The organism is Pseudomonas extremaustralis (assembly GCF_900102035.1).
GTDB classification, from domain to species: domain Bacteria; phylum Pseudomonadota; class Gammaproteobacteria; order Pseudomonadales; family Pseudomonadaceae; genus Aquipseudomonas; species Aquipseudomonas extremaustralis.
In genome coordinates, this window is record NZ_LT629689.1 from 5,270,112 (window position 1) to 5,291,976 (window position 21,865).

Genomic DNA, 21,865 nt, shown 5'->3' on the forward strand with positions numbered 1-21,865 from the left:
ACACATGCCCGAATTACCCGAAGTCGAAACCACCCGGCGTGGGATTGCCCCGCACCTGGAAGGCCAGCGCGTCAGCCGTGTAGTGGTGCGTGAGCGGCGTCTGCGCTGGCCGATCCCGGAGGACCTGGATGTGCGTCTGTCCGGGCAGCGCATCGTGCTGGTGGAGCGGCGGGCCAAGTACCTGTTGATCAACGCCGAGGTAGGCACCTTGATCAGTCACTTGGGCATGTCGGGCAACCTGCGCCTGGTGGAAGTCGGCCTGCCGGCGGCCAAGCACGAGCATGTGGACATCGAGCTCGAATCCGGCCTGGCCCTGCGCTACACCGACCCCCGGCGTTTTGGCGCAATGCTCTGGAGCCAGGACCCGCACAACCATGAACTGCTGATCCGCCTCGGGCCGGAGCCGTTGACCGACCGGTTCGACGGTGAGCGTTTGTTCCAGCTGTCCCGTGGCAAGACGATGGCGGTGAAGCCGTTCATCATGGACAACGCCGTGGTGGTGGGGGTGGGCAATATCTATGCGACCGAAGCGCTGTTCGCCGCCGGGATCGACCCGCGGCGGGCGGCGGGCGGGATTTCACGGGCGCGTTATTTGAAGCTGGCGATCGAGATCAAGCGCGTGCTGGCCGCCGCCATCGAGCGGGGCGGCACCACATTGCGCGACTTTATCGGCGGCGACGGGCAACCGGGGTATTTCCAGCAGGAACTGTTCGTCTACGGCCGGGGCGGCGAGGCGTGCAAGGTCTGTGGGAGCGAATTGCGCAATGTAGTGCTGGGGCAGCGGGCGAGTGTGTTTTGCCCTAAGTGCCAGAGCTGATTGCTGTGTGATGGCTGATATCGCCATCGGGAGCAAGCCCCCTCCCACATTTTGATTTGTGAATACATTTCACATGTGGGAGGGGGCTTGCTCCCGATAAGGCCCTTGCAGGCGCCAACAGGCTCAAGCCTTACCGGTAATCTTGCGGTACTTCTCCATCAACTGCGCTTCAGTCTCCGGGTGGGCTTCATCCAACGGAATGCAATCCACCGGGCAGACCTGCTGGCACTGAGGTTCGTCGTAGTGGCCAACACACTGGGTGCACAGGTTGGGGTCGATCACGTAGATTTCTTCGCCCTGGGAAATCGCAGCGTTCGGGCACTCGGGTTCGCAGACGTCGCAGTTGATGCAATCGTCGGTGATGATCAGGGACATGGAAACTCCTGCCAGGGCTGTCAGCCAAGGCATCTTAAAAACGAATGCGCGCAATTGTGCCGCATTGGCGCCCGCAGTGCGAGTGGGCGCCGATTGAGCGGTCTTACTTCTTGAAGCGCTGGGTCAGCGCATCCGCCACGGCCGGGTGCACGAACTTGGTGATATCCCCGCCCAACGCCGCAATTTCGCGGACCAGTGTCGAGGAAATAAACGAATAACGTTCCGACGGCGTGAGGAACAGGCTTTCCACGTCCGGCGCCAGTTGGCGGTTCATGTTGGCCAGTTGGAATTCGTATTCGAAGTCCGACACCGCACGCAGGCCACGCAGGAACACATTGGCGTTCTGCTCTTTGGCGAAGTGTGCCAGCAGTGTCGAAAAACCCACCACTTCCACGTTGGGCAGGTGCTTGGTGACCTCACGCGCCAGCTCCACGCGCTGTTCCAGGGGAAACAGCGGGTTTTTCTTGGGGCTGGCCGCGACTGCGATGATCACATGGTCGAACAAGCGTGAGGCGCGTTCGACCAGATCGCCATGGCCTTTGGTAATCGGGTCGAAGGTACCTGGGTACAACACTCGGTTCATCGCGTCGTCCTGGCGGAGTCCGTTGGGGAACCGGATGGTATCGCAGCCATCCCGGTCGGCCAAGTCAACTTATGCAGATAGACCTGGTGAATACCGTGTTTTTTCACGCCGTTTTCAGACGTTCGGCCAATGCGCTCGCCAGTTGCGCGGTCAATCCGTACACCGACAATTGTGGGTTGGCGCCAATGCTGGTGGGGAACAGCGAGCCGTCATGGATCGACAGGTTGCGCAACTGGTGATGGCGACCGAGGCTGTCGGCCACGGCGTTTTTCGGCTCTTCGCCCATGGCGCAACCGCCCATCACGTGGGCGCTGCCCAGGCAGGTGCGGTGCAGTTCCAGGTTCAGGCCGTCGATCAGGCTGCGGGCTTCTGCCAGGGTCTTCACGTAGCGCGCATCGTGGTGCAACGGTTTGACCGACTTGGCGCCGGCCGCGAACTGAATCTCGGCCATGCTGTGAAAGGCCCGGCGCAGGCCGTCCCAGGCGTAGGGCGAAACCTGATAGTCGAGCACCGGCGTGCCATCGCCGCGCAGTTCCACGCTGCCGCCGGGGCTGTCGGGATGGAAGCCGTCGCGCAGCAGGGCAAGCATCGCGTGGGTGTTGGGCAGCTGGCTCATGTCCAGGGCGTTATCGGTGCCGTAGCCTCCGAGCAGGGTGCTGGCCAGCGCCGGGTGCAGCGGCGGTGCCTCGAGCTTGTAGGACATTTTTCCGGTGGTGCCGTCCTGCCATTGGAAATGGTCGGAGTAGATCGACTGCGGTGCGCCATAGAACGGGTTGATCACCTCGTCGAACAGCGCCGCGGAGAAATTCACCAGGTGCAGAAAGGTGCGTTTGCCCAGTCGCGAATGCGGGTCCGGGGCGTTCGAGCGCATCAGTAGCGCCGGGCTGTTGATGCCGCCGCCCGCCAGCACGTAATGCCTGGCCTTGACCGTGATCTTGCGTCCAGTCGGCGCCACGCAGCGTTCGTCCATGGCCACGCATTCCAGGCTATTGATGTGGTCGCCGCTGTAGACCAGGCGTTCGGCGCGGGCCAGGTAAAGCAGTTCGCCGCCTTTTTCCAGGGTGGACGGGATGGTGGTCACCAGCATCGACTGCTTGGCGTTGACCGGGCAGCCCATGCCGCAATAGCCCAGGTTGAAGCAACCGCGCACATTGCGCGGGATCACGTGCCAGCTGTAGCCGAGCTTTTCGCAGCCTTTGCGGATTACGTCGTTATTGGCGTTGGGCGGCATGGCCCAGGGCGCGATGCCCAGGCGCTGTTCCATTTTCTCGAACCAGGGTGCCATCTCGGCGCTGCTGTGGCCCTTCACCGCATATTCGCTGGCCCAGTGGGAAAGGGTGGCGTCTGGCGTGCGAAAGCTCGAGGTCCAGTTGATCAGCGTGGTACCGCCCACGGCGCGGCCCTGGAGGATGGTGATCGCGCCGTCCTTGCTCATGCGGCCGATGCCTTCCTGGTACAGGCTGGTGTAGGCCTCGTGTTCGAGCAGCTTGAAATCGCTGCTGGTCTTGAGCGGGCCTTCTTCGATCAGCAGCACCTTGTAGCCGGCGGCGCTGAGGATTTCGGCGGTGGTGCCGCCGCCGGCGCCGCTGCCGATGATCGCTACGTCGGCTTCCAGGGTCAGGTCATGGTCGAGGGCGGCGCCATTGTGGGTCTTCCAGCCACGGGCCAGGCCGTCGCGGAACAGATCGGGTACGGGCATCAGGATCGTCTCTAGTTTTTATTGTGGAAGATGCGGATCAGATCTTCGGCGGGCCGGGGTAGCCGCAATGGGCCCAGGACGCCGGCCGGAAATACCAGGCCATGATCACCAGCTTGAGCAGCGAGCCCTGGCCCATGCGCAGCAGGTTCAGGTAGCTGTTTTCCCAGCGATGCAGGAAGTGGCGGATCTGCTCGCTGCTGGCGTTTTCCCAACTGCCCCAGATACCGGTCAACGGGCCACGGGTGATGCCCATGCCCAGTACGTCGAACAGTTGCTGAGTGAGCTTGAACATCTCCGGCGACAGGTGTTGCAGGCTGTAGTCGAGTCTTTTGAGGGTGTCCTCTATCCCGGCGACCACGTCCTCGGCGCTGGCCGCGCCTTCGAGCAACACCGGGATCACCGCGCGCAGAAACGGCAGGTCACTGCTGCGCAGCATGGCAAAGCCGCTGGCCGGGGTGCTGCTGGAACAGCCGCTGAGGCTGGCGCCGAGCCCGGCCGTGGCCAGGAAGGCGCTGGCGCACAGGCCGATCTTCAACACGCCGCGCCGCGACAGCGCAGGAGAATCCGTGAGGCTTGGGTTCATTGTTGTTATCCCGTAGGTGGCGGTGTCAGCGGACGAACAGCTTCTGGATCAACTTCTGGATGGCCTTGCCGTAAGGCGGGTAAATCAACTTCGCCGCGTTCAGGCGTTGTTTCACCAGCACGCCCTTGGCTTTGCTGAACGTGAGGAAGCCTTCGTGGCCGTGGTAGTGGCCCATGCCCGACGGGCCGATGCCGCCAAAGGGCATGTCGTCCTGGGCCACGTGCAGGAGGGTGTCGTTCAGGCACACGCCGCCCGAATGGGTTTCGTGGAGTACGCGATTTTGTTCGCGCTTGTTGTAGCCGAAGTAATACAACGCCAGCGGGCGAGGGCGCTGGTTGATGTAGGCAAAGGCTTGGTCGATGCCACGATAAGGCACGATCGGCAGCACCGGGCCGAAAATCTCGTCCTGCATCACGGTCATGTCGTCGCTGACATTCAACAACAGGCTGTGGGCCATGCGCCGTGCCTGGCCCTGGTCGTACAGCGGGACCAGGGTGGCGCCCTTGTCGGTGGCGTCCTTGATGTAGGCATTGAGCCGGGCCAACTGACGCTCGTTGATGATGGCGGTGTAGTCCGGGTTATTGGCCAGTGTCGGATAAAAACCGCGAACCGCCTTGCTGTAGGCCTCGACGAAGCCGTCGACGCGATCTTCCGGCACCAGCACGTAGTCGGGTGCCACGCAGGTTTGCCCGGCATTCAAGGCCTTGCCGAAGGCGATGCGTTCGGCGGCGTCCTTGAGCGGCACATCGGCGGAGACGATAGCCGGCGACTTGCCGCCCAACTCCAGGGTGACCGGAGTCAGGTGTTCGGCTGCGGCGCGCATCACATGCTTGCCGATGCTGGTGGCGCCGGTGAACAACAGGTGATCGAAGCGCAGCTTGGAAAAGGCCATGCCCACGTCGGCCTCGCCGAGTACCACGCACACCAGGTCTTCGGGGAAGACTTTCGCCAGCAGTGTCTTGAGCAATTCGCCGGTGGCGGGCGTGGATTCGCTGAGCTTGAGCATGACCCGGTTACCGGCGGCCAACGCCCCGACCAGTGGGCCGATGGCCAGGTACAGCGGGTAGTTCCAGGGCACGATCACGCCGACCACGCCCAGCGGTTGGTAGATGACTTTGGCCGACGCGGGCTGGAAGGCGATGCCTACAGCGCGGCGGGACGGTTTCATCCAGCCGTTGAGGTGTTTGCTGGCGTAATGAATGCCGTGCAGGCTGGGCATCAGTTCGGCGAACAGGGTTTCGTCTGCGCTGCGGTGGCTGAAATCCTGGCTGATTGCGTCAATCAGCGCCTGGCGTTCGTCGCTGAGTATCTCGCGCAGGGCCTTGAGCCACTGCTGGCGTTGCGCGGCCGGTGGCATCGGGTTGGCGGCGTAGGCGCGGCGCTGGGCGTCGAACAGCGTCTGGAGGTGGTCCAGCGCCTGGGACTCTTGCAGATAGGCAGCGGTGGCAGACATGGCGCAGTTCCCGATTGTTATAGGTCTGCGTGAATTTTTAGAGTCATTGCTCTAAATTGTCAAATGACATCGCTGCGACATGCTGATTTATCCCGACAAGGATAGGCCGTAAGATGCCCCATCACGTGTATAGAAGCTGATCCCCTATGGCACCACGAGTAAAGACCAGCGAGCGCATTGTGCAAACCAGCCTGGAGCTTTTTAACCAGCAGGGCGAGCGCAGTGTGAGCACCAACCATATTGCCGCCCACATGGAAATTTCGCCGGGCAACCTGTACTACCACTTCCCCAACAAGCAGGCGATCATCGCCGTGCTGTTCCGCGAATACGAAGCCCTGGTGGACAGTTTTCTGCGCCCGCCCCAGGGGCGCGCCATGCAGGTGGAGGACAAACGTTTCTACCTGCAGGCCGTGCTGGCTGGCATGTGGCGTTACCGTTTCCTGCACCGCGACCTCGAACACCTGCTGGAAAGCGACCCGGAACTGGCCACCGGCTACCGGCGGTTTTCCCAGCGCTGCCTGATCCAGGGCAACGCCATTTACCAGGGATTCGTCGATGCGGGCATCCTCAGCATGGACCCGGTGCAGACCGAAGCCCTGACCCTCAATGCCTGGATCATCCTCACCTCCTGGGTGCGTTTCCTGTGCACCACCAATGAAAACTCCGCCCATTTGAGCGCCGAAGCGATCAAGCGCGGGGTGTATCAGGTGCTGGTGCTGGAGGCGGGGTTTGTCACGCCCCAGGCGAGGGCGGCGGTGGATGCATTGTTCAAGGAGTTTTACGTGCCGTTGAATCAGGCACTGGAAGACGTGAAGTAGAACCTTTCCCGAATCTGTTCACAGGAGTCCGTCATGTCGCTTGCTCAACTGATCAACCCCCAGCAATTGGCCGAGCGCCAGAAGTCGGCGGGCCTGGTGATCCTGGATTGCCGTTTTGCCCTGGAAGACCCGGACTACGGGCGTTGCAGCTATAGCGAAGGGCATATAGAAGGCGCGCAATACGCTGACCTGGAGCGCCATCTCAGCGGCCCCGTGGCCAAGGGCGTGACCGGGCGCCACCCGTTACCGGCGGCGGATACGTTCGTCGAGCAACTGCGGGTCTGGGGCATCAATGCCGATGCCGACGTGGTGCTTTACGACGACGGCCCCGGTGCCTTTGCCGCCCGTGCCTGGTGGTTGCTGGCCTGGCTGGGCAAGCGTGACGGCGTGTTCATTCTCGACGGTGGCCTCAGGGCCTGGCACGCCGCCGGTTTCCCCCTGAGCCTGGACGCGCCGGTGATCGAGCCGGGCACCTTTGTCGGTACGCCGGACCATCGCCTGGTGCTGGATGCCGAACACCTGCAAAAACGCCTCGGTCAACCCGGCCTGACCCTTATCGATGCTCGCGCCCAGCCGCGTTTTCGCGGCGACGTGGAGCCCATCGATCCGGTAGCCGGGCACATTCCCGGGGCGCAGTGCGCGGCCTTCAATGAAAACCTGGGCAGCGACGGCCGTTTCCTCCCGGCAGAGCAACTCCGGCAACGCTTCGCCGCCCAATTGCAGGGGCGCTCGCCGGATGAACTGGTGGCGTATTGCGGCTCGGGCGTGACGGCGTGCCACAACCTGTTCGCCTTGAGCCTGGCGGGTTATCCGTTGGGCAAGTTGTATGCAGGGTCGTGGAGCGAGTGGATTACCGATCCGGCGCGGCCGATCGCTACCGGCGATTGAGTGACCGGCGAGTAAGCCGGCCCCCGCAGGTTTAGCGGTGTTGTGCCGCTAACCATTGGGGGATTCTCCGCTCCAGGTAGTAGCCGGGGCGCCTCAGCGAACCGTCGACAAACCCTACGTGCCCGCCCTTGGCCAGCAATTCGAACTCGGTGCAAGCCGACAACTCGCTGGCCTCGGGCAAGCTGTGGGCGAAGACGAACGGGTCGTCCGCCGCCTGGATGATCAGGGTCGGCGTACGGATCGCGCCCAGGTAGTAACGGCTCGAGGCGCGGCGGTAATAGTCCTCGGCACTCAAGAAACCATGCAATGGCGCGGTGACCCGGCCATCGAAGTCCCAGAACGTGCGCATCTTCTCCAATGAGCCGAGGGCTTCCAGGGTTTTCAGCCCGTCGGCACGACCGTCCTGCAAAAAACGACGTTGTTTGACGCGGATATACGCGAGCATTTCACGCATGAAGTGCTTTTGATAAACCCGCGAAAAACCCAGCCCGATGCGGTCCGCGCATTGATCCAGGCGAAACGGTACCGATACCGCCGCCGCGCCTTGCAGCCCCGATGCTTCGCCGGTTTCCCCCAAGTGCTTGAGCAGCACGTTGCCGCCCAGGGAATAACCCACCGCATACAACGGCGCCAGTGGCCGTTTGGCGTGCAGGTGCGCGATCGCCGCCGCCAGGTCTTCGCTGGCGCCCGAGTGATAGCTGCGTGCCAACAGGTTCGGCTCGCCCGAGCAACCGCGCCAGTTCAAGGCCGCGCTGGCCCAGCCCTGGGCGGCAAGGGCTTTTTGCAGGCCGGCCACGTAAGGCGAGTTGGACGAGCCGGTCAACCCGTGCAACACCAGCACCAACGGCGCTTGGGCATCGTGGGGGCCGTGCCAGTCGAGGTCGAGAAAGTCGCCGTCTTCCAGCCACAGGCGTTCGCGTTGGCGTTCGATATGGGTAGTGGGGCGCCACAGCGGTCCCCACAGCGTTTGCAGATGGGGGTTGCCGAGGCCGAAGGCGGGGATGAAGCGGTTGGAAGGGGTCATGAATATCTCGGTGGCAAGCACGCCTGTTGTAGCAAGCTCGCTCGCCACAACAAGCGGTCTGCCTGGCAGTTATGCGGCGCTTTCGACCAATCGATGCCACAACGCGTAATACACCCGCCCGGACTTCTGCTCCCGATGCAGGCGCCAGGCGCCTGGCAGGCCCAGGGTCGAGGGCGCGGTTTCGCTCTCAGTGTAGATCCATGCATCCGGCGCCAGCCATTGGCGCTCTTCCAGCAAGGCGCACACGGTCGGCAGCAGGTTCTGGTTGAAGGGCGGATCGAGGAACACCACGTCGTATTCACTGGCCGCCTGGGTTTCCAGGTAGCGCAGGGCATCGGCGGTCTGCACCTGGCCGTTGGTGCAGCGCAGGGTGCCCAGGTGTTCCTTGAGGCTGGAAACCGCCACATTGCTGGCATCCAGCGCCTGGGCCTGGGCTGCGCCACGGGACAGCGCCTCCAGGAACAGCGCGCCGCTGCCGGCGAACGGGTCCAGCACCTTGGCCCCGCCGATGTACGGCGCGAGCCAGTTGAACAGGGTTTCGCGCACGCGATCGGGCGTCGGGCGCAGGCCCACGACGTCGGGGAAGCTCAGCTTGCGGCTGCCCCATTCGCCGCCAATGATGCGCAGTTGGCCCACACCGTTATGCACGTTGTGGACAGGTTTTTTCGGGCGAGATGAACTGGCCATTAATGCTCCGGAACCCCGAGCGGCTGCTCGGCAGGTTTATCAGTGGGGGGCGGTAGTGGCTTTTGCGCAATCGTCGGGCCGGCGGTCACGATGACCATCTTGTCGGCGCTCAAGTGTTTGTTCAAGGCAGCCTTGACCTGCTCTACGGTCAGGGCCTGGGATTGTTTCATGAAATCTTCCAGATAGGTCAACGGCAGGTTGTAGAAACCCATGGCGCCCAACTGCCCGACGATATCGGCGTTACTCGCGGTGGACAGCGGGAAGCTGCCGGCCAGTTCGCGCTTGGCGTCGTCCAGTTCTTTCTGGGTCGGGCCGGTCTTGAGATAGTCGGCCAGCACGTCTTCGACCAGGCGCAGGGTGCCGCCGCTCATTTCGGCGCGGGTCTGTAGGTTGATCATGAACGGGCCGCGCACCTGCATGGGCGAGAAGCCGGAGTAGACGCCATAGGTCAGGCCACGTTTCTCGCGCACTTCACTCATCAAGCGGGTGCCGAAGCCACCGCCGCCGAGGATCTGGTTGCCCAGGGACAGGGCGGCGTAGTCCGGGTCGGCACGGTCGATGCCCAACTGGGCGAACAACAGGTGGGTCTGTTTGGACGGAAACTCGATATGGCTCAGGCCGGCCTTGGGTTCGGTCGGCTGGGCGATCTTCGCCAGGGCCGGGCCCTTGGGCAGCGATGCCGACACCTTGGCGGTCACGGCCTCGGCTTCGGCGCGGGTCAGGTCGCCCACCACCGCAATCACCGCGTTACCGGCGGCATAAGCCTTGGCGTGGAACCCCTGCAATTGGGCGAGGGTAATCTTCGGTACGCTTTCGGGCGTGCCTTCGCTCGGGTGCGCGTAGGGGTGATCGCCATACAGGCGCTTGAACAGCTCGATGCTCGCCAGTTTGCCGGGGTTCTGCTTCTGGTACTCGAAGCCTGCGAGGATCTGGTTCTTGATCCGCTCCAGGGAGTCGGCGGGGAAGGTCGGCTTGCCGATCACTTGGTCAAACAGCGCCAGGGCGGCGTCGCGTTTGTCGCGCTCGCTCAGGCTGCGCAGGGACACCAATGCCATGTCGCGGTAAGCGCCGTTGCTGAAGTCGGCACCCAGCCCTTCGAAGCCACTGGCGATCTGGCTGACGTTCTTGCCCGGTATGCCTTCGTTGAGCATGGCGTTGGTCATCAGCGCCAGGCCCGGCACGTTGCCGTCCTGGCTGCTGCCGGCGGCGAACAGGATGCGCATGTCGAACATCGGCAGTTCATGGGCCTCGACAAACAGCACCTTGGCGCCTTCGGCGGTGGTCCAGCTTTGCACGTCGAGCTTACGGTTGGTCGGCGCCTTGTCGTCCAGCTCCGCCAGGGATTGCAGGGTGCGGGTCGACTGGGCTTTTTCCAGCGCCGGGCTGGCGACGGATTCGCTTGGGCGCAGGAAATACACGGCACTCGCCGCGATCAGGGTGACGGCGATCAGTCCGGGCAGGATCAGGCGGCTGCTTTTGCGATCACTCATGAGCGGTCTCCTCAGGCAGGACATGGGCGACGCTGAGACGTTCGCGGGTGAAATAGGTACGTGCGGCCTTCTGGATATCGTCCGGGGTCACGCTTTGCAGGTCGGCCAGTTCGGTATCCATCAGTTTCCAGGACAGGCCGACGGTTTCCAGGGAACCGATGGCGGTCGCCTGGCTGGTGATCGAATCGCGTTGGTAGACCAGGCCGGCAATGACCTGGGCGCGGATACGTTCCAGTTCCTCGGCGGTCGGCGGCTTGGCTTTGAGTTCTTCCAGCAGGCGCCACAGGCCGGCTTCGGCTTGTGCGATGGTCTTTTTCTTCTGCTGGTTCGGTGTGGCGCTCAGGGTGAACAGGCTGTCACCGCGGGTGTAGGCGTCGTAGCGGGTGGAGGCGGAGGAGACCAGCTCTTCACCGCGTTCGAGCCGTTCCGAAATGCGCGCGCTGTAGCCGCCGTCCAGCAGTGCCGAGAGCAGGCGCAGGGCTTGTACCGAGCGCTTGTCTTCGGCAGTGGCCAGGCCCGGCACGTTGAAGCCCAGGATCACGCTCGGCAGTTGGGTCTGCACATGCATCGTCAACAGGCGCTCGCCGGGCTCGGCCAGTTCCAGCGGAATCTTCGCCGGCGGCACGTCACGCTTGGGGATCGGGCCGAAGTAGCGCTGGGCCAGGGTCTTCACCTCGTCCGGGGTCACGTCGCCGACCACCACCAGGGTGGCGTTGTTCGGCACGTACCAGGATTGGTACCAGTGGCGCAGTTCCTCGACCTTCATGCGGTTCAGGTCGGCCATCCAGCCGATGGTCGGCGTGTGGTAGCCGCTGGCCGGGAAGGCCATGGCCTTGAAGCGCTCGTAGGCCTTGGACATCGGGTTATCGTCGGTGCGCAGGCGGCGCTCTTCCTTGATCACCTCGATTTCGCGGCTGAACTCATCGGCCGGCAGGCGCAGGCTGGCCATGCGGTCGGCTTCGAGCTCAAAGGCGACGCCCAGGCGGTCGCGGGCCAGCACCTGGTAGTAGGCGGTGTAGTCGTCGCTGGTGAAGGCGTTCTCTTCGGCGCCCAGGTCGCGCAGGATCAGCGAGGCTTCGCCGGGGCCGACCTTGGCGCTGCCCTTGAACATCATGTGTTCCAGGGCGTGGGACAAACCGGTCTGGCCCGGGGTTTCGTAGCTCGAGCCGACTTTGTACCAGACCTGGGAAACCACCACCGGCGCGCGATGATCTTCGCGCACGACCACTTTGAGGCCGTTATCCAGGGTGAATTCATGGGTGGGTTGTGGGTCGGCAGCCAGGGCTGAGAGGGGCAGACAAACTGTGCTGAGCAGCAGGCCTGCGGCGCGGCGGGCTAGAGCATTCATTCGTTTTTAAACCTGTTGGGCTGCCCGCTTGGTCTTAGCGTCGGCGGGCGAGGAGGTGCTAGGATACTGATCCGATTTGTGGACGGCCACTGTGGTCGTCATATGGTTCTGGTTTCAGTTGTAGGGTTGTTGGTGTTCGCGGCGGTTTTCCCCGACGATCTTCCATTTTTCGCCGATTTTATCGCTTCAGTCCTATATTGAATCGATTTGTTGAGGCCTTTATTTACGCCTTACAGAATGTTGCGCATGAACAAGCGAGCGTTAAAGCAGTCTGTTCTGCATTGAATTTTATTTACCGAGGCGCCCCTGGCGCGTCGCTACCTTGAGATAGCCGTCTCCATGTTTGGTTCCAACGACGACAAGAAGACCCCAGCTGCGGCTGGCGAGAAAAAAGGCCTGTTCGGATGGCTGCGCAAAAAGCCGCAGGAAACCGTCGTCGAACAGCCGCAGGTTCGCACTGAGCCTATTCCTGAACCCAAAGTAGACGCCGCACCGGTGTCCGAGGCCCCGGCACCGGTCGTGTTGCCGACGGCCGAGCATGCGCCATGGCCGCAACTGCCGGTGCCCGAAGAGCCCGTAGCGCTGGTTGAAGATGTGCAGGCCGAGCATGTAGTGCCACCGATTCCACTGGTGGTTGAGCCGCAGCCGGTCATCGTCGAAGCGCCGGCACCAGCGCCTGCCGAAACCAGCAAAACCGGATTCTTCGCCCGCCTCAAGCAAGGCCTGAGCAAAACCAGCGCCAGCATCGGCGAAGGCATGGCCAGCCTGTTCCTGGGCAAGAAGGTCATCGATGACGAACTGCTCGAAGACATCGAAACCCGTCTGCTGACCGCCGACGTGGGCGTCGAAGCCACCGCCGTGATCATCCAGAGCCTGACCCAGAAGGTCGCGCGCAAGCAACTGACCGACGCCGATGCGCTGTACAAGTCGCTGCAGGCTGAACTGGCCGCCATGCTCAAACCGGTGGAAGCGCCGCTGGTGATCACGCCGAAGAAGCCCTTCGTGATCCTGGTGGTGGGCGTCAACGGCGCCGGCAAGACCACCACCATCGGCAAGCTGGCCAAGAAGCTGCAGTCCGAAGGCAAGAAAGTCATGCTCGCCGCCGGCGACACCTTCCGCGCCGCTGCCGTGGAGCAGTTGCAGGTCTGGGGGGAGCGCAACAAGATTCCGGTGATCGCCCAGCACACCGGGGCCGATTCCGCCTCGGTGATCTTCGACGCCGTGCAAGCCGCCAAGGCCCGTAACATCGACGTGCTGATCGCCGATACCGCCGGTCGCCTGCACACCAAAGACAACCTGATGGAAGAACTGAAGAAAGTGCGCCGCGTGATCGGCAAGCTCGACGCTGACGCTCCGCACGAGGTGCTGCTGGTGCTCGATGCCGGTACTGGCCAGAACGCCATCAGCCAGGCCAAACAATTCAACCAGACGGTCCAACTGACCGGCCTGGCATTGACTAAGCTCGACGGCACGGCCAAGGGCGGCGTGATCTTCGCCCTGGCCAAACAGTTCGGGTTGCCGATTCGCTACATCGGCGTCGGTGAAGGTATCGACGACCTGCGCACCTTTGAAGCCGAGCCCTTTGTCCAGGCACTGTTTGCCGAGCGGGAGCGTTCATGATTCGATTCGAACAGGTCGGTAAACGCTATGCCAATGGGCATGTCGGCTTGCATGAGCTGAGTTTTCGAGTGCGTCGCGGCGAATTCTTGTTTGTCACCGGCCATTCGGGCGCCGGCAAAAGTACCCTGTTGCGCCTGCTGCTGGCCATGGAACGCCCGACCACCGGCAAGCTGCTGCTGGCCGGCCAGGACCTGGCCACCATCAGCAATGCACAGATTCCGTTCCTGCGCCGCCAGATCGGCGTGGTGTTCCAGAACCACCAGTTGCTGTTCGATCGCACGGTGTTCAATAACGTTGCCCTGCCATTGCAGATCCTTGGGCTGTCCAAGGCCGAAATCATCAAGCGTGTGGACTCGGCGCTGGAGCGCGTGGCGTTGTCGGACAAGACCGACCTCTATCCCGGCGACCTGTCTACCGGCCAGCAACAGCGCGTCGGCATCGCCCGCGCCATCGTCCACCGCCCGGCCTTGCTGCTGGCGGACGAACCCACCGGTAACCTCGACCCGCGCCTGGCGGCCGAGATCATGGGGGTGTTCGAAGACATCAATCGCCTGGGCACCAGCGTATTGATCGCCAGTCACGACCTGGCGCTGATCGCCCGCATGCGCCATCGCATGCTGACCCTGCAACGCGGTCGCCTGATCGGTGACGGGGAGGCGGGCGTATGAGTGCGACACGCAGCCCCAAGGTTTCCGAGCGCGTGGCGCCGAAACCGGCCGACCCGCAACCGAAAAAGAAAAAACACGACGAAGACGACGGCCCGGATTTCGGCACCCTGCTGCGCGCCTGGATCGAAAGCCATCGCGCGAGCCTGCTCGACAGCCTGCGTCGCCTGGGCAAACAGCCGATCGGCAGCTTTTTCACCTGCCTGGTGATGGCGGTGGCCTTGAGCCTGCCAATGGGTTTGTCGCTGCTGCTTAATAATGTGGAGCGCCTGGGCGGCTCCTGGCAGCGTGCGGCGCAGATTTCGCTGTACCTGCACCTGGATGCCAGCGCCAAAGACGGTGAGGCCCTGCGCCAAGAGATCAAGAACCTGCCCGGCGTGGCGGATGCCGAGTACATCAGCCGCGATCAGGCCCTTGAGGAGTTCCAGCAACAGTCCGGCCTGGGCGAGGCACTCAAGGAGTTGCCGCAGAACCCGCTGCCAGGCGTGGTGCTGGTGACGCCGAATGAGGTCGACAAGCCGGCCCTGGAAGCCCTGCGACAAAAACTCGCAGAGATGCCCAAGGTGCAACAGGCGCAACTTGATCTAGTCTGGGTGGAGCGCCTGGCAGCGATTCTCAAGCTGGGCGACCGTTTTGTGTTCGGTCTGACGGTGTTGTTGGTGTCTGCATTACTTTTGGTGATAGGTAATACCATTCGTCTTCATATTGAAAACCGTCGCACCGAGATAGAAGTGATTAAACTCGTCGGCGGCACGGACAGCTATGTGCGTCGTCCTTTTCTGTACATGGGCGCGCTTTATGGCTTCGGTGCGGGGATTTTGTCCTGGGGCTTGTTGGCGTTCGGCCTCGACTGGCTGAACGACGCGGTCGTCGGGCTGGCCGGCTTGTATGGCAGTGATTTTGCCCTGGCCGGGGTGCCGGTGGCCGATGGTCTGTCGCTCTTGCTTGGCGCGGTCCTGTTGGGGTATATCGGTGCGTGGATTGCGGTCGCACGGCATTTACGCGAGCTGGCGCCGAAGTAGTTAATGTCAGGGTAATGTGGTTTCGTTTGTATTGACCGTATCAGTGGTTTAGGGAACTTGTCCTACGGTTCCCGGTCAATTTTCGCAGTGCTGAACTGCACGAGTTATGTGAGTCGGAGGTTTTTTCGTATGACCACTTCTTTGCAACCTGCTTATGCCTTGGTCCCGGGTGCGAACCTGGAAGCCTATGTGCACACGGTCAACAGCATTCCATTGCTGACGCCGGAGCAGGAGCGTGAACTGGCCGAGAGTCTCTACTATGAGCAGGATTTGGGGGCGGCTCGGCAGATGGTGCTCGCCCACCTGCGTTTTGTCGTACATATCGCCCGTAGCTATAGCGGCTACGGGCTGGCCCAGGCCGACCTGATCCAAGAAGGCAACGTCGGCCTGATGAAGGCTGTGAAACGCTTCAACCCTGAAATGGGTGTGCGCTTGGTGTCGTTCGCCGTGCACTGGATCAAGGCGGAAATCCACGAATTCATCCTGCGCAACTGGCGCATCGTGAAAGTGGCCACCACCAAGGCCCAGCGCAAGCTGTTCTTCAACCTGCGCAGCCAGAAGAAACGCCTGGCGTGGCTGAACAACGAGGAAGTCCACCGCGTGGCTGAAAGCCTCGGCGTGGAGCCCCGTGAAGTGCGCGAGATGGAAAGCCGCCTGACCGGCCATGACATGGCCTTCGACCCGGCCGCCGAAGCGGACGACGACAGTGCTTTCCAGTCGCCGGCCAACTATCTGGAAGACCACCGGTACGATCCGGCCCGTCAACTGGAAGACGCCGATTGGAGCGACAACTCCAACCACAACCTGCACGAAGCGCTGGAAGTGCTGGACGACCGCAGCCGTGACATTCTCTACCAGCGCTGGCTGGCCGAAGAAAAAGCCACGCTGCACGACCTGGCGCAGAAGTACAACGTGTCGGCCGAGCGGATTCGCCAGCTTGAAAAAAGCGCGATGAACAAGCTGAAACTGTCGATCGCCGCTTAAAACTGTGGGAGGGGGCTTGCTCCCGATAGCTGAGTATCAGTCGACATCAAGGTGACTGAACTACCGCCATCGGGAGCAAGCCCCCTCCCACATTTGTTTGTGTTGTGTCAGTCGGCCCAAGGCGCCTTGCGCGAATTGTTCAACTCCACCAGATAGCCATTCCCACCCAACTGGCTCATCTGCTGGCGAATCCACGCCGCCCGCCGCGCCACATACGCCGTCGGATGGCTGGCGCTCCACACCCGAGGGTTGGGCAACACCGCTGCCAGGTAGCTGGCCTGCTGCAGGGACAGGCCCTTGGCACTCACGCCAAAGTGATGCTGCGCCGCCGCTTGGGCCCCAAACACACCTTCGTCCCATTCCACGCTGTTGAGGTACACCTCAAGAATCCGTTGTTTGGGCCACAGCACTTCGATCAGCCCGGTGAACCAGGCTTCCAGGCCCTTGCGCAGATAGCTGCGACCGGACCACAGGAACAGGTTTTTCGATACCTGCTGGCTCAGCGTACTGGCACCGCGGATCGAACCACCGCGCTCGTTGTGCGCCAGCGCCGCCTGGATCGCGCCGAAATCGAAGCCCCAATGCTGCGGGAAGCGCTGGTCTTCGCCGGCCATCACCGCCACTTTGAGGTCATCGGAGATCTGATCCCACGGCACCCAGGTGCGCTGCAGGTCAATGGGCTCGCCGTCGAACCAGGATTCGATCTTGCGCTCCACCATCAGCGCGGTGAACGGTGGCGGGACGACACGCAACAGCAGCACCAGCAGCACACTGCCGATGGCAAACCATTTCACGACATTGAGAAAGCGTTTGAAGAGGACACGCAGCATAGAGATGGCTTGGCCGAACCCGTTGAGCGGGCCATTATACAGACCCTGCCCAATGAGTCTGACTGGAGTTCCTCATGCTGCGTAGCTTTCTGATGCTGGCTGCCTTTTTCGGCTTCACCGGTGTCGCCCTCGGTGCGTTCGCCGCCCATGGCCTGAAAAGCCGCCTGAGCGCCGAGTACCTGACGATCTTCCACACCGGCGTGACCTACCAGTTGGTGCACACCCTCGCGCTGTTCGGCGTGGCGTTGCTGGCCGCCCATATCCCTGGCCGACTGGTCACGTGGGCCGGCATCTCCTTCAGCATCGGTATCCTGTTGTTCTCCGGCAGCCTGTATGTGCTGACCATGACCGGCATCAGCAAGCTGGGCATCATCACGCCGTTTGGCGGGCTGGCGTTCCTGTCGGGCTGGTTTTTCCTTGGTCTGGCGGCGTGGCGCCTGCAGGCTGCCTGACCGGAGGACTTGGGTCATCCCCGTTGATCGGGCTAGAATGCTGGCCCCTAAAAACGATGGCGGCCCGTGGCATGCGCATTCAGTTGAACGGCGAATCCTTTGAACTGCCCGACGGTGAAACCGTTGCGGCCCTGCTGACCCGCCTGGACCTGACCGGGCGTCGCGTCGCAGTGGAACTCAACCAGGATATCGTCCCGCGTAGCCAGCACGCCGAGACCGCGCTCGCCGAGGGCGACCAGGTCGAAGTGGTCCACGCCATCGGCGGCGGCTAGTCGTCCGGCGTCCAGGCGCGCCAATCCGGATTCTGCAGAACCTCACCCCATTCCGAGGATTTCCCATGAGCATCGTTCGTAGCGACAAGCCCTTCGTCCTGGCCGGCCGTACCTACCAGTCCCGTCTGCTGGTCGGTACCGGCAAGTACCGCGACATGGAAGAAACCCGCCTGGCCATCGAAGCCTCGGGCGCCGAGATCGTCACGTTCGCCGTGCGCCGCACCAACCTGGGCCAGATCGAAGGCGAGCCGAACCTGCTCGAAGTCCTGTCGCCTGATCGCTACACCTTCCTGCCGAACACCGCCGGTTGCTATGACGCCATCGAAGCCGTGCGCACCTGCCGCCTGGCCCGCGAGCTGCTCGACGGCCACAAGCTGGTGAAGCTGGAAGTGCTGGCCGACCAGAAAACCCTGTTCCCCAACGTGATCGAAACCCTCAAGGCCGCCGAGACGCTGGTCAAGGAAGGCTTCGACGTGATGGTCTACACCAGCGACGACCCGATCATCGCCCGCCAATTGGCTGAAATCGGCTGCATCGCCGTGATGCCGCTGGCCGGTCTGATCGGCTCCGGCCTGGGCATCTGCAATCCGTACAACCTGCAGATCATCCTCGAAGAAGCCAAGATCCCGGTGCTGGTGGATGCCGGCGTGGGCACGGCGTCCGACGCCACCATCGCGATGGAACTGGGCTGCGAAGCGGTGCTGATGAACTCCGCCATCGCCCATGCCCAGCAACCGATCCTGATGGCTGAAGCCATGAAACACGCAATCGTCGCGGGCCGCCTGGCCTACCTCGCCGGTCGCATGCCGAAAAAACTCTACGCCAGCGCCTCTTCGCCGCTGGATGGTCTGATCAAGTAAGAGCCATTGATGACTGAATCAAACGAAACGCCGAACACCGTGGAACAGGGCGACGAGTCCAAGCACCGCCGCATCAAGAGTTTTGTGATGCGCGCCGGTCGCATGACCGAAGGCCAGCAAAAGGGCCTGGAACAAGGCACGCCACTGTTCGTCCTGCCCCTGGCCGATGCGCCGGTGGACTACGACCAGGTGTTCGGCCGTTCGGCCCCGCGCTCCCTGGAAATCGGCTTCGGCATGGGGCACTCCCTGCTGGAAATGGCCGCCGCCGCGCCGGAACAGGATTTCATCGGTGTGGAAGTGCACCGCCCGGGTGTCGGTGCGCTGCTCAACGGCGTGCTGACCCAAGGCCTGACCAACCTGCGGGTCTATGACTGCGACGCGATCGAAGTGCTCAACCGCTGCATCGCCGACAACAGCCTCGACCGTCTGATGCTGTTTTTCCCCGACCCGTGGCACAAAAGCCGTCACCACAAGCGCCGCATCGTCCAGGCTTCCTTCGCGGAACTGGTGCGCAGCAAGCTCAAGGTCGGCGGCGTCCTGCACATGGCTACCGACTGGGAACCCTATGCGGAATACATGCTGGAAGTGATGAACGTCGCCCCCGGCTACCGCAACCTGGCCGAAGATGGCAAATGCGTGCCACGTCCGGCCGAGCGCCCGGTCACCAAGTTCGAGCGTCGTGGCGAGCGGTTGGGGCATGGGGTGTGGGATCTGAAGTTCGAGAAAGTCGACTAACAAGTCATTGGCTTGGAATGCGGTAAGAAATGTGGGAGGGGGTCAGCCCCCTCCCACATTTTTTTTGTGTTGGGTTTGAGATCAGCGGCGGTCGGCGACGACGCCAATCAACACCAGCACCACCACCAGCACCGGCGCCAGGCTGTAGTTATTGAACTGGCTCAGCCCCCGCACAATCCACGGCGTGGCGTAGATCAACGCCGCGCCGCTGCCGATCATGCACAGCAATGCCATCAACGGGACGCGCAACGCGCCGGCGATGCTGCCCAGGCGTGCTTCCACCCAGCCCTTGATGTCGGCGCCGAACAGCACCAGCAAACAGCCGACGAGAGCCAGGGAGATTTCCGACAGGTTGCTGCGGCTCCAGCGGGATACGGTGGCGAGCAGGTCGAGTACCAGATCCATTCGATTTCCTTAAGAGCGATCAGCTCAAAAACTTCTGCAACAGGTCATTGAGAAAGAGTTGCCCGCGGTCGGTGGCCGCCAGACGTGACGGTTCGACCTGCATTAAGCCACTTTGTTCTGCCTCGCGGCGTGCCGCGTCCAGGCTCGCCAGGTCGAGGCCGGTACGTTCGCTGTAGAGTCTGGCTTCGACCCCTTCGGTCAGGCGCAGGGCGTTCATCAGGAACTCGAACGGCAGTTCTTCGTTGCTCAGCTCGTTCGCGCCGGCCAGGAAGCTTTTGGCCGGGTTGAGGTAGTCCTTGGGCGCGCGGGTCTTCCAGGTGCGCACGATGCGCCCGTCCGGATGGCTGAGCTTGCCGTGGGCGCCGGCGCCAATGCCGATAAAGTCGCCAAAGCTCCAGTAGTTGAGGTTATGCCGCGCCGCACGGCCCGGTTGGGCGTAGGCCGAGACTTCATATTGTGCGTAACCGTGTTCGGCAAGCAGCGCCTGGCCGGCTTCCTGGATGTCCCACAGGGTGTCGTCTTCCGGCAGCGTCGGCGGCTGGTTCCAGAACACGGTGTTGGGTTCCAGGGTCAGTTGGTACCAGGACAAATGCGTGGGCTTTAGCGCGATCGCCTGGCGCAGGTCGCTCAGGGCGTCGTCCAGGGACTGATCGGGCAGCCCGTGCATCAGGTCCAGGTTGAAGTTGTCGAACCCGGCCTGGCGCGCCATGCCGGCGGCGCGCACGGCTTCGTCTCCGTTGTGGATGCGGCCCAGGGCCTCGAGCTTTGCCTGCTGGAAGCTCTGGATGCCGATGGACAGCCGGTTGATCCCCAGCTTGCGGTACGCCACGAACTTCTCTTGCTCGAAGGTGCCGGGGTTGGCTTCCAGGGTGATCTCAATGTCGTCGGCAAACGGGATGCGCGCTTCCACGCCTTTGAGCAAACGGCCCAACGCCACCGCGCTGAACAGGCTGGGCGTGCCGCCGCCAAAGAAGATCGAACTCAGCGTTCTGCCATGAACAGCGTGCAGGTCCTGGTCGAGGTCGGCCAGCAGCGCGTCGACGTATTCTTCTTCCGGCAATACGGGGCTGGCGGTATGGGAGTTGAAGTCGCAATACGGGCATTTGCGCACGCACCACGGGATATGGATATACAGCGCCAGGGGCGGCAGATGGGGCAGGGGCGCCCGGGGTGTTTGCGCACCGCCGTGGATCAGCGGCTGCGCAGAGGTGTTCCGGGTCATTTCAAACCCAGGCGCTGGCGCAGCAACGCCATGGCGCGGGCGCGGTGGCTGATCTGGTTCTTGTCGGCCGGGCTCAGTTCGGCGCTGGAGACATTGCGCTCCGGTACCCAGAACAGCGGGTCGTAGCCAAACCCATGCTCACCGCTGGCCGCCTGCAGGATGCGCCCGTGCCACAACCCTTCGCACAGGATCGGCAGCGGGTCATCGGCATGCCGCACCAGGGCCAGCACGCAGACGAACTGCGCGCCGCGCTCGGCGTCCGGTACACCCTTGAGTGCGTCCAGCAGTTTGGCGTTGTTGGCCGCGTCGCCCTTGCCATCGGCATAACGCGCCGAGTAGATGCCAGGGGCGCCGCCAAGGAAGTCCACGGCCAGGCCCGAATCGTCCGCCAGCGCCGGCAGGCCGGAGATGCGTGCGGCGTTGCGGGCCTTGAGGATGGCGTTCTCGACGAACGACAGGCCGGTCTCTTCCGGCTCGACCTGGCTGAATTCGCCGATCGAGCGCAGTTGCACGGATTCGCCGAGCATGGCCTGCAGTTCTTTGAGTTTGCCGGCGTTATGGCTGGCCAGTACCAGTTGAGTAAGCTTCATCATTCCGCCGGAAACAGTTCCTGGTTGAAACTGAAACCGTGGGCCTTGCCGCCGGTTTCAACGTTGATGGTGAAAATTCGCACTTCCTGTTGAGGCACGGAGTAGGGGGCGAGGTAATAGATCGCACCTTTCTCGGTAATTTGCTTGAACGTCAGTATTTCGCTCTTGCCGCTCAAATCCTTGACCGTACCGGTCACCTGCGCCGACACGGGCGTGACGCCCTTGATCACGGTCACGTTGATCAAGCCTTTGTTCTTGCTGCGCACCACACCCACCGCCTGGGCCGTTTCCGGTTGCAGGAAGCTGGAGGTGAAGGTGTTGTAGTGCACGGTGATATCGCCAAATTCCTTTTGACGCTTGCTGTCGATGATGTCGGCGGCCATGGCGCTGGCGCCCAGGCACGCGGTAAGTAGAAAAACAGCCAGGCGATTCATGTTCGTCCT

General features: G+C 62.6%; 25 protein-coding genes. 11 read left to right on the forward strand and 14 right to left on the reverse strand.

Features of this window, described 5'->3' with window-relative positions; all coding sequences use genetic code 11:
- The first annotated feature begins 4 nt into the window (after positions 1-4).
- Positions 5-817, forward strand: coding sequence for a bifunctional DNA-formamidopyrimidine glycosylase/DNA-(apurinic or apyrimidinic site) lyase (gene mutM / locus BLR63_RS24230; RefSeq protein WP_010564415.1), 813 nt, complete (start codon positions 5-7; stop codon positions 815-817).
- A gap of 123 nt (positions 818-940) precedes the next feature.
- Here the strand turns inward: mutM and BLR63_RS24235 are convergent, their stop codons facing one another.
- From BLR63_RS24235 to BLR63_RS24255, 5 genes are all read right to left on the reverse strand, one after another.
- Positions 941-1,192 carry a YfhL family 4Fe-4S dicluster ferredoxin gene (locus BLR63_RS24235; RefSeq protein WP_010564414.1) on the reverse strand — a complete coding sequence of 84 codons (252 nt, stop codon included), beginning with the start codon at positions 1,190-1,192 and terminating at the stop codon, positions 941-943.
- Positions 1,193-1,295: 103 nt separating this feature from the next.
- Positions 1,296-1,775, reverse strand: a complete 480-nt coding sequence (coaD, locus tag BLR63_RS24240; RefSeq protein WP_010564413.1) for a pantetheine-phosphate adenylyltransferase — start codon at positions 1,773-1,775, stop codon at positions 1,296-1,298.
- Positions 1,776-1,878: 103 nt separating this feature from the next.
- On the reverse strand, positions 1,879-3,474 hold the full coding sequence (locus BLR63_RS24245) for a GMC family oxidoreductase (protein ID WP_010564412.1): 1,596 nt from the start codon (positions 3,472-3,474) through the stop codon (positions 1,879-1,881).
- 37 nt (positions 3,475-3,511) lie between these two features.
- Positions 3,512-4,057: a hypothetical protein gene (locus tag BLR63_RS24250; protein ID WP_010564411.1), complete on the reverse strand. Its 546-nt coding sequence runs from the start codon at positions 4,055-4,057 to the stop codon at positions 3,512-3,514.
- 25 nt (positions 4,058-4,082) lie between these two features.
- On the reverse strand, positions 4,083-5,510 hold the full coding sequence (locus tag BLR63_RS24255; RefSeq protein WP_010564410.1) for a coniferyl aldehyde dehydrogenase: 1,428 nt from the start codon (positions 5,508-5,510) through the stop codon (positions 4,083-4,085).
- A 146-nt stretch (positions 5,511-5,656) separates the two neighbouring features.
- Here BLR63_RS24255 and BLR63_RS24260 point away from each other — a divergent pair, with 146 nt between their 5' ends.
- A complete protein-coding gene (locus BLR63_RS24260) occupies positions 5,657-6,328 on the forward strand; it encodes a TetR/AcrR family transcriptional regulator (protein ID WP_010564409.1) in 672 nt (223 codons plus the stop codon).
- Positions 6,329-6,361: 33 nt separating this feature from the next.
- Positions 6,362-7,216 (forward strand): sulfurtransferase, encoded by an 855-nt coding sequence (locus BLR63_RS24265; RefSeq protein ID WP_010564408.1) that lies wholly within the window; start codon positions 6,362-6,364, stop codon positions 7,214-7,216.
- Between the two features lie 31 nt (positions 7,217-7,247).
- Here BLR63_RS24265 and BLR63_RS24270 read toward each other — a convergent pair whose 3' ends face one another.
- The 4 genes from BLR63_RS24270 to BLR63_RS24285 form a co-directional block, all read right to left on the reverse strand.
- A complete protein-coding gene (locus BLR63_RS24270; protein ID WP_010564407.1) occupies positions 7,248-8,240 on the reverse strand; it encodes a hydrolase in 993 nt (330 codons plus the stop codon).
- A 69-nt stretch (positions 8,241-8,309) separates the two neighbouring features.
- Positions 8,310-8,927: a 16S rRNA (guanine(966)-N(2))-methyltransferase RsmD gene (gene rsmD, locus BLR63_RS24275; RefSeq protein ID WP_010564406.1), complete on the reverse strand. Its 618-nt coding sequence runs from the start codon at positions 8,925-8,927 to the stop codon at positions 8,310-8,312.
- The gene (locus tag BLR63_RS24280; protein ID WP_010564405.1) at positions 8,927-10,417 is read right to left on the reverse strand and encodes a M16 family metallopeptidase; all 1,491 of its coding nucleotides are present in this window, start codon (positions 10,415-10,417) and stop codon (positions 8,927-8,929) included. The genes rsmD and BLR63_RS24280 overlap by 1 nt, the downstream gene beginning before the upstream one ends.
- Positions 10,410-11,765 carry a M16 family metallopeptidase gene (locus tag BLR63_RS24285; RefSeq protein WP_010564404.1) on the reverse strand — a complete coding sequence of 452 codons (1,356 nt, stop codon included), beginning with the start codon at positions 11,763-11,765 and terminating at the stop codon, positions 10,410-10,412. Before BLR63_RS24285 ends, BLR63_RS24280 begins: the two co-directional genes overlap by 8 nt.
- Before the next feature lie 339 nt (positions 11,766-12,104).
- Between BLR63_RS24285 and ftsY the strand changes: the two genes are divergently transcribed.
- The 4 genes from ftsY (at position 12,105) to rpoH (ending at position 16,056) form a co-directional block, all read left to right on the forward strand.
- Positions 12,105-13,385, forward strand: coding sequence for a signal recognition particle-docking protein FtsY (gene ftsY / locus BLR63_RS24290; protein WP_010564403.1), 1,281 nt, complete (start codon positions 12,105-12,107; stop codon positions 13,383-13,385).
- A complete protein-coding gene (ftsE, locus tag BLR63_RS24295; protein ID WP_003176700.1) occupies positions 13,382-14,053 on the forward strand; it encodes a cell division ATP-binding protein FtsE in 672 nt (223 codons plus the stop codon). The genes ftsY and ftsE overlap by 4 nt, the downstream gene beginning before the upstream one ends.
- A complete protein-coding gene (gene ftsX / locus BLR63_RS24300; protein ID WP_010564402.1) occupies positions 14,050-15,072 on the forward strand; it encodes a permease-like cell division protein FtsX in 1,023 nt (340 codons plus the stop codon). Before ftsE ends, ftsX begins: the two co-directional genes overlap by 4 nt.
- Positions 15,073-15,201: 129 nt before the next feature.
- The gene (rpoH, locus tag BLR63_RS24305; RefSeq protein ID WP_003176698.1) at positions 15,202-16,056 is read left to right on the forward strand and encodes an RNA polymerase sigma factor RpoH; all 855 of its coding nucleotides are present in this window, start codon (positions 15,202-15,204) and stop codon (positions 16,054-16,056) included.
- 107 nt (positions 16,057-16,163) lie between these two features.
- Here the strand turns inward: rpoH and mtgA are convergent, their stop codons facing one another.
- The gene (gene mtgA / locus BLR63_RS24310; RefSeq protein ID WP_010564401.1) at positions 16,164-16,886 is read right to left on the reverse strand and encodes a monofunctional biosynthetic peptidoglycan transglycosylase; all 723 of its coding nucleotides are present in this window, start codon (positions 16,884-16,886) and stop codon (positions 16,164-16,166) included.
- A gap of 74 nt (positions 16,887-16,960) precedes the next feature.
- Here mtgA and BLR63_RS24315 point away from each other — a divergent pair, with 74 nt between their 5' ends.
- The 4 genes from BLR63_RS24315 to trmB all read left to right on the forward strand — a co-directional run bounded on the left by BLR63_RS24315 (position 16,961) and on the right by trmB (position 19,205).
- Positions 16,961-17,338 carry a DUF423 domain-containing protein gene (locus BLR63_RS24315; protein ID WP_010564400.1) on the forward strand — a complete coding sequence of 126 codons (378 nt, stop codon included), beginning with the start codon at positions 16,961-16,963 and terminating at the stop codon, positions 17,336-17,338.
- Positions 17,339-17,409: 71 nt separating this feature from the next.
- Positions 17,410-17,610, forward strand: coding sequence for a sulfur carrier protein ThiS (gene thiS, locus BLR63_RS24320; RefSeq protein WP_010564399.1), 201 nt, complete (start codon positions 17,410-17,412; stop codon positions 17,608-17,610).
- Positions 17,611-17,675: 65 nt separating this feature from the next.
- Complete coding sequence (locus BLR63_RS24325; RefSeq protein WP_010564398.1) at positions 17,676-18,470, forward strand: thiazole synthase; 795 nt, start codon at positions 17,676-17,678, stop codon at positions 18,468-18,470.
- A gap of 9 nt (positions 18,471-18,479) precedes the next feature.
- The gene (gene trmB, locus BLR63_RS24330) at positions 18,480-19,205 is read left to right on the forward strand and encodes a tRNA (guanosine(46)-N7)-methyltransferase TrmB (RefSeq protein WP_010564397.1); all 726 of its coding nucleotides are present in this window, start codon (positions 18,480-18,482) and stop codon (positions 19,203-19,205) included.
- Positions 19,206-19,286: 81 nt separating this feature from the next.
- Here the strand turns inward: trmB and BLR63_RS24335 are convergent, their stop codons facing one another.
- Genes BLR63_RS24335 through BLR63_RS24350 form a run of 4 tightly spaced genes read right to left on the reverse strand, consistent with a single transcriptional unit; the run spans position 19,287 to position 21,856 of the window.
- Positions 19,287-19,610 (reverse strand): DUF3392 domain-containing protein, encoded by a 324-nt coding sequence (locus tag BLR63_RS24335; RefSeq protein WP_003176691.1) that lies wholly within the window; start codon positions 19,608-19,610, stop codon positions 19,287-19,289.
- A 19-nt stretch (positions 19,611-19,629) separates the two neighbouring features.
- Entirely contained in the window at positions 19,630-20,832 is a 1,203-nt protein-coding gene (hemW, locus tag BLR63_RS24340; protein WP_010564396.1) for a radical SAM family heme chaperone HemW, read from the reverse strand.
- A complete protein-coding gene (rdgB, locus tag BLR63_RS24345) occupies positions 20,829-21,425 on the reverse strand; it encodes an RdgB/HAM1 family non-canonical purine NTP pyrophosphatase (protein WP_010564395.1) in 597 nt (198 codons plus the stop codon). The genes hemW and rdgB overlap by 4 nt, the downstream gene beginning before the upstream one ends.
- Complete coding sequence (locus BLR63_RS24350) at positions 21,422-21,856, reverse strand: DUF4426 domain-containing protein (protein WP_010564394.1); 435 nt, start codon at positions 21,854-21,856, stop codon at positions 21,422-21,424. Before BLR63_RS24350 ends, rdgB begins: the two co-directional genes overlap by 4 nt.
- Positions 21,857-21,865: the final 9 nt, after the last annotated feature.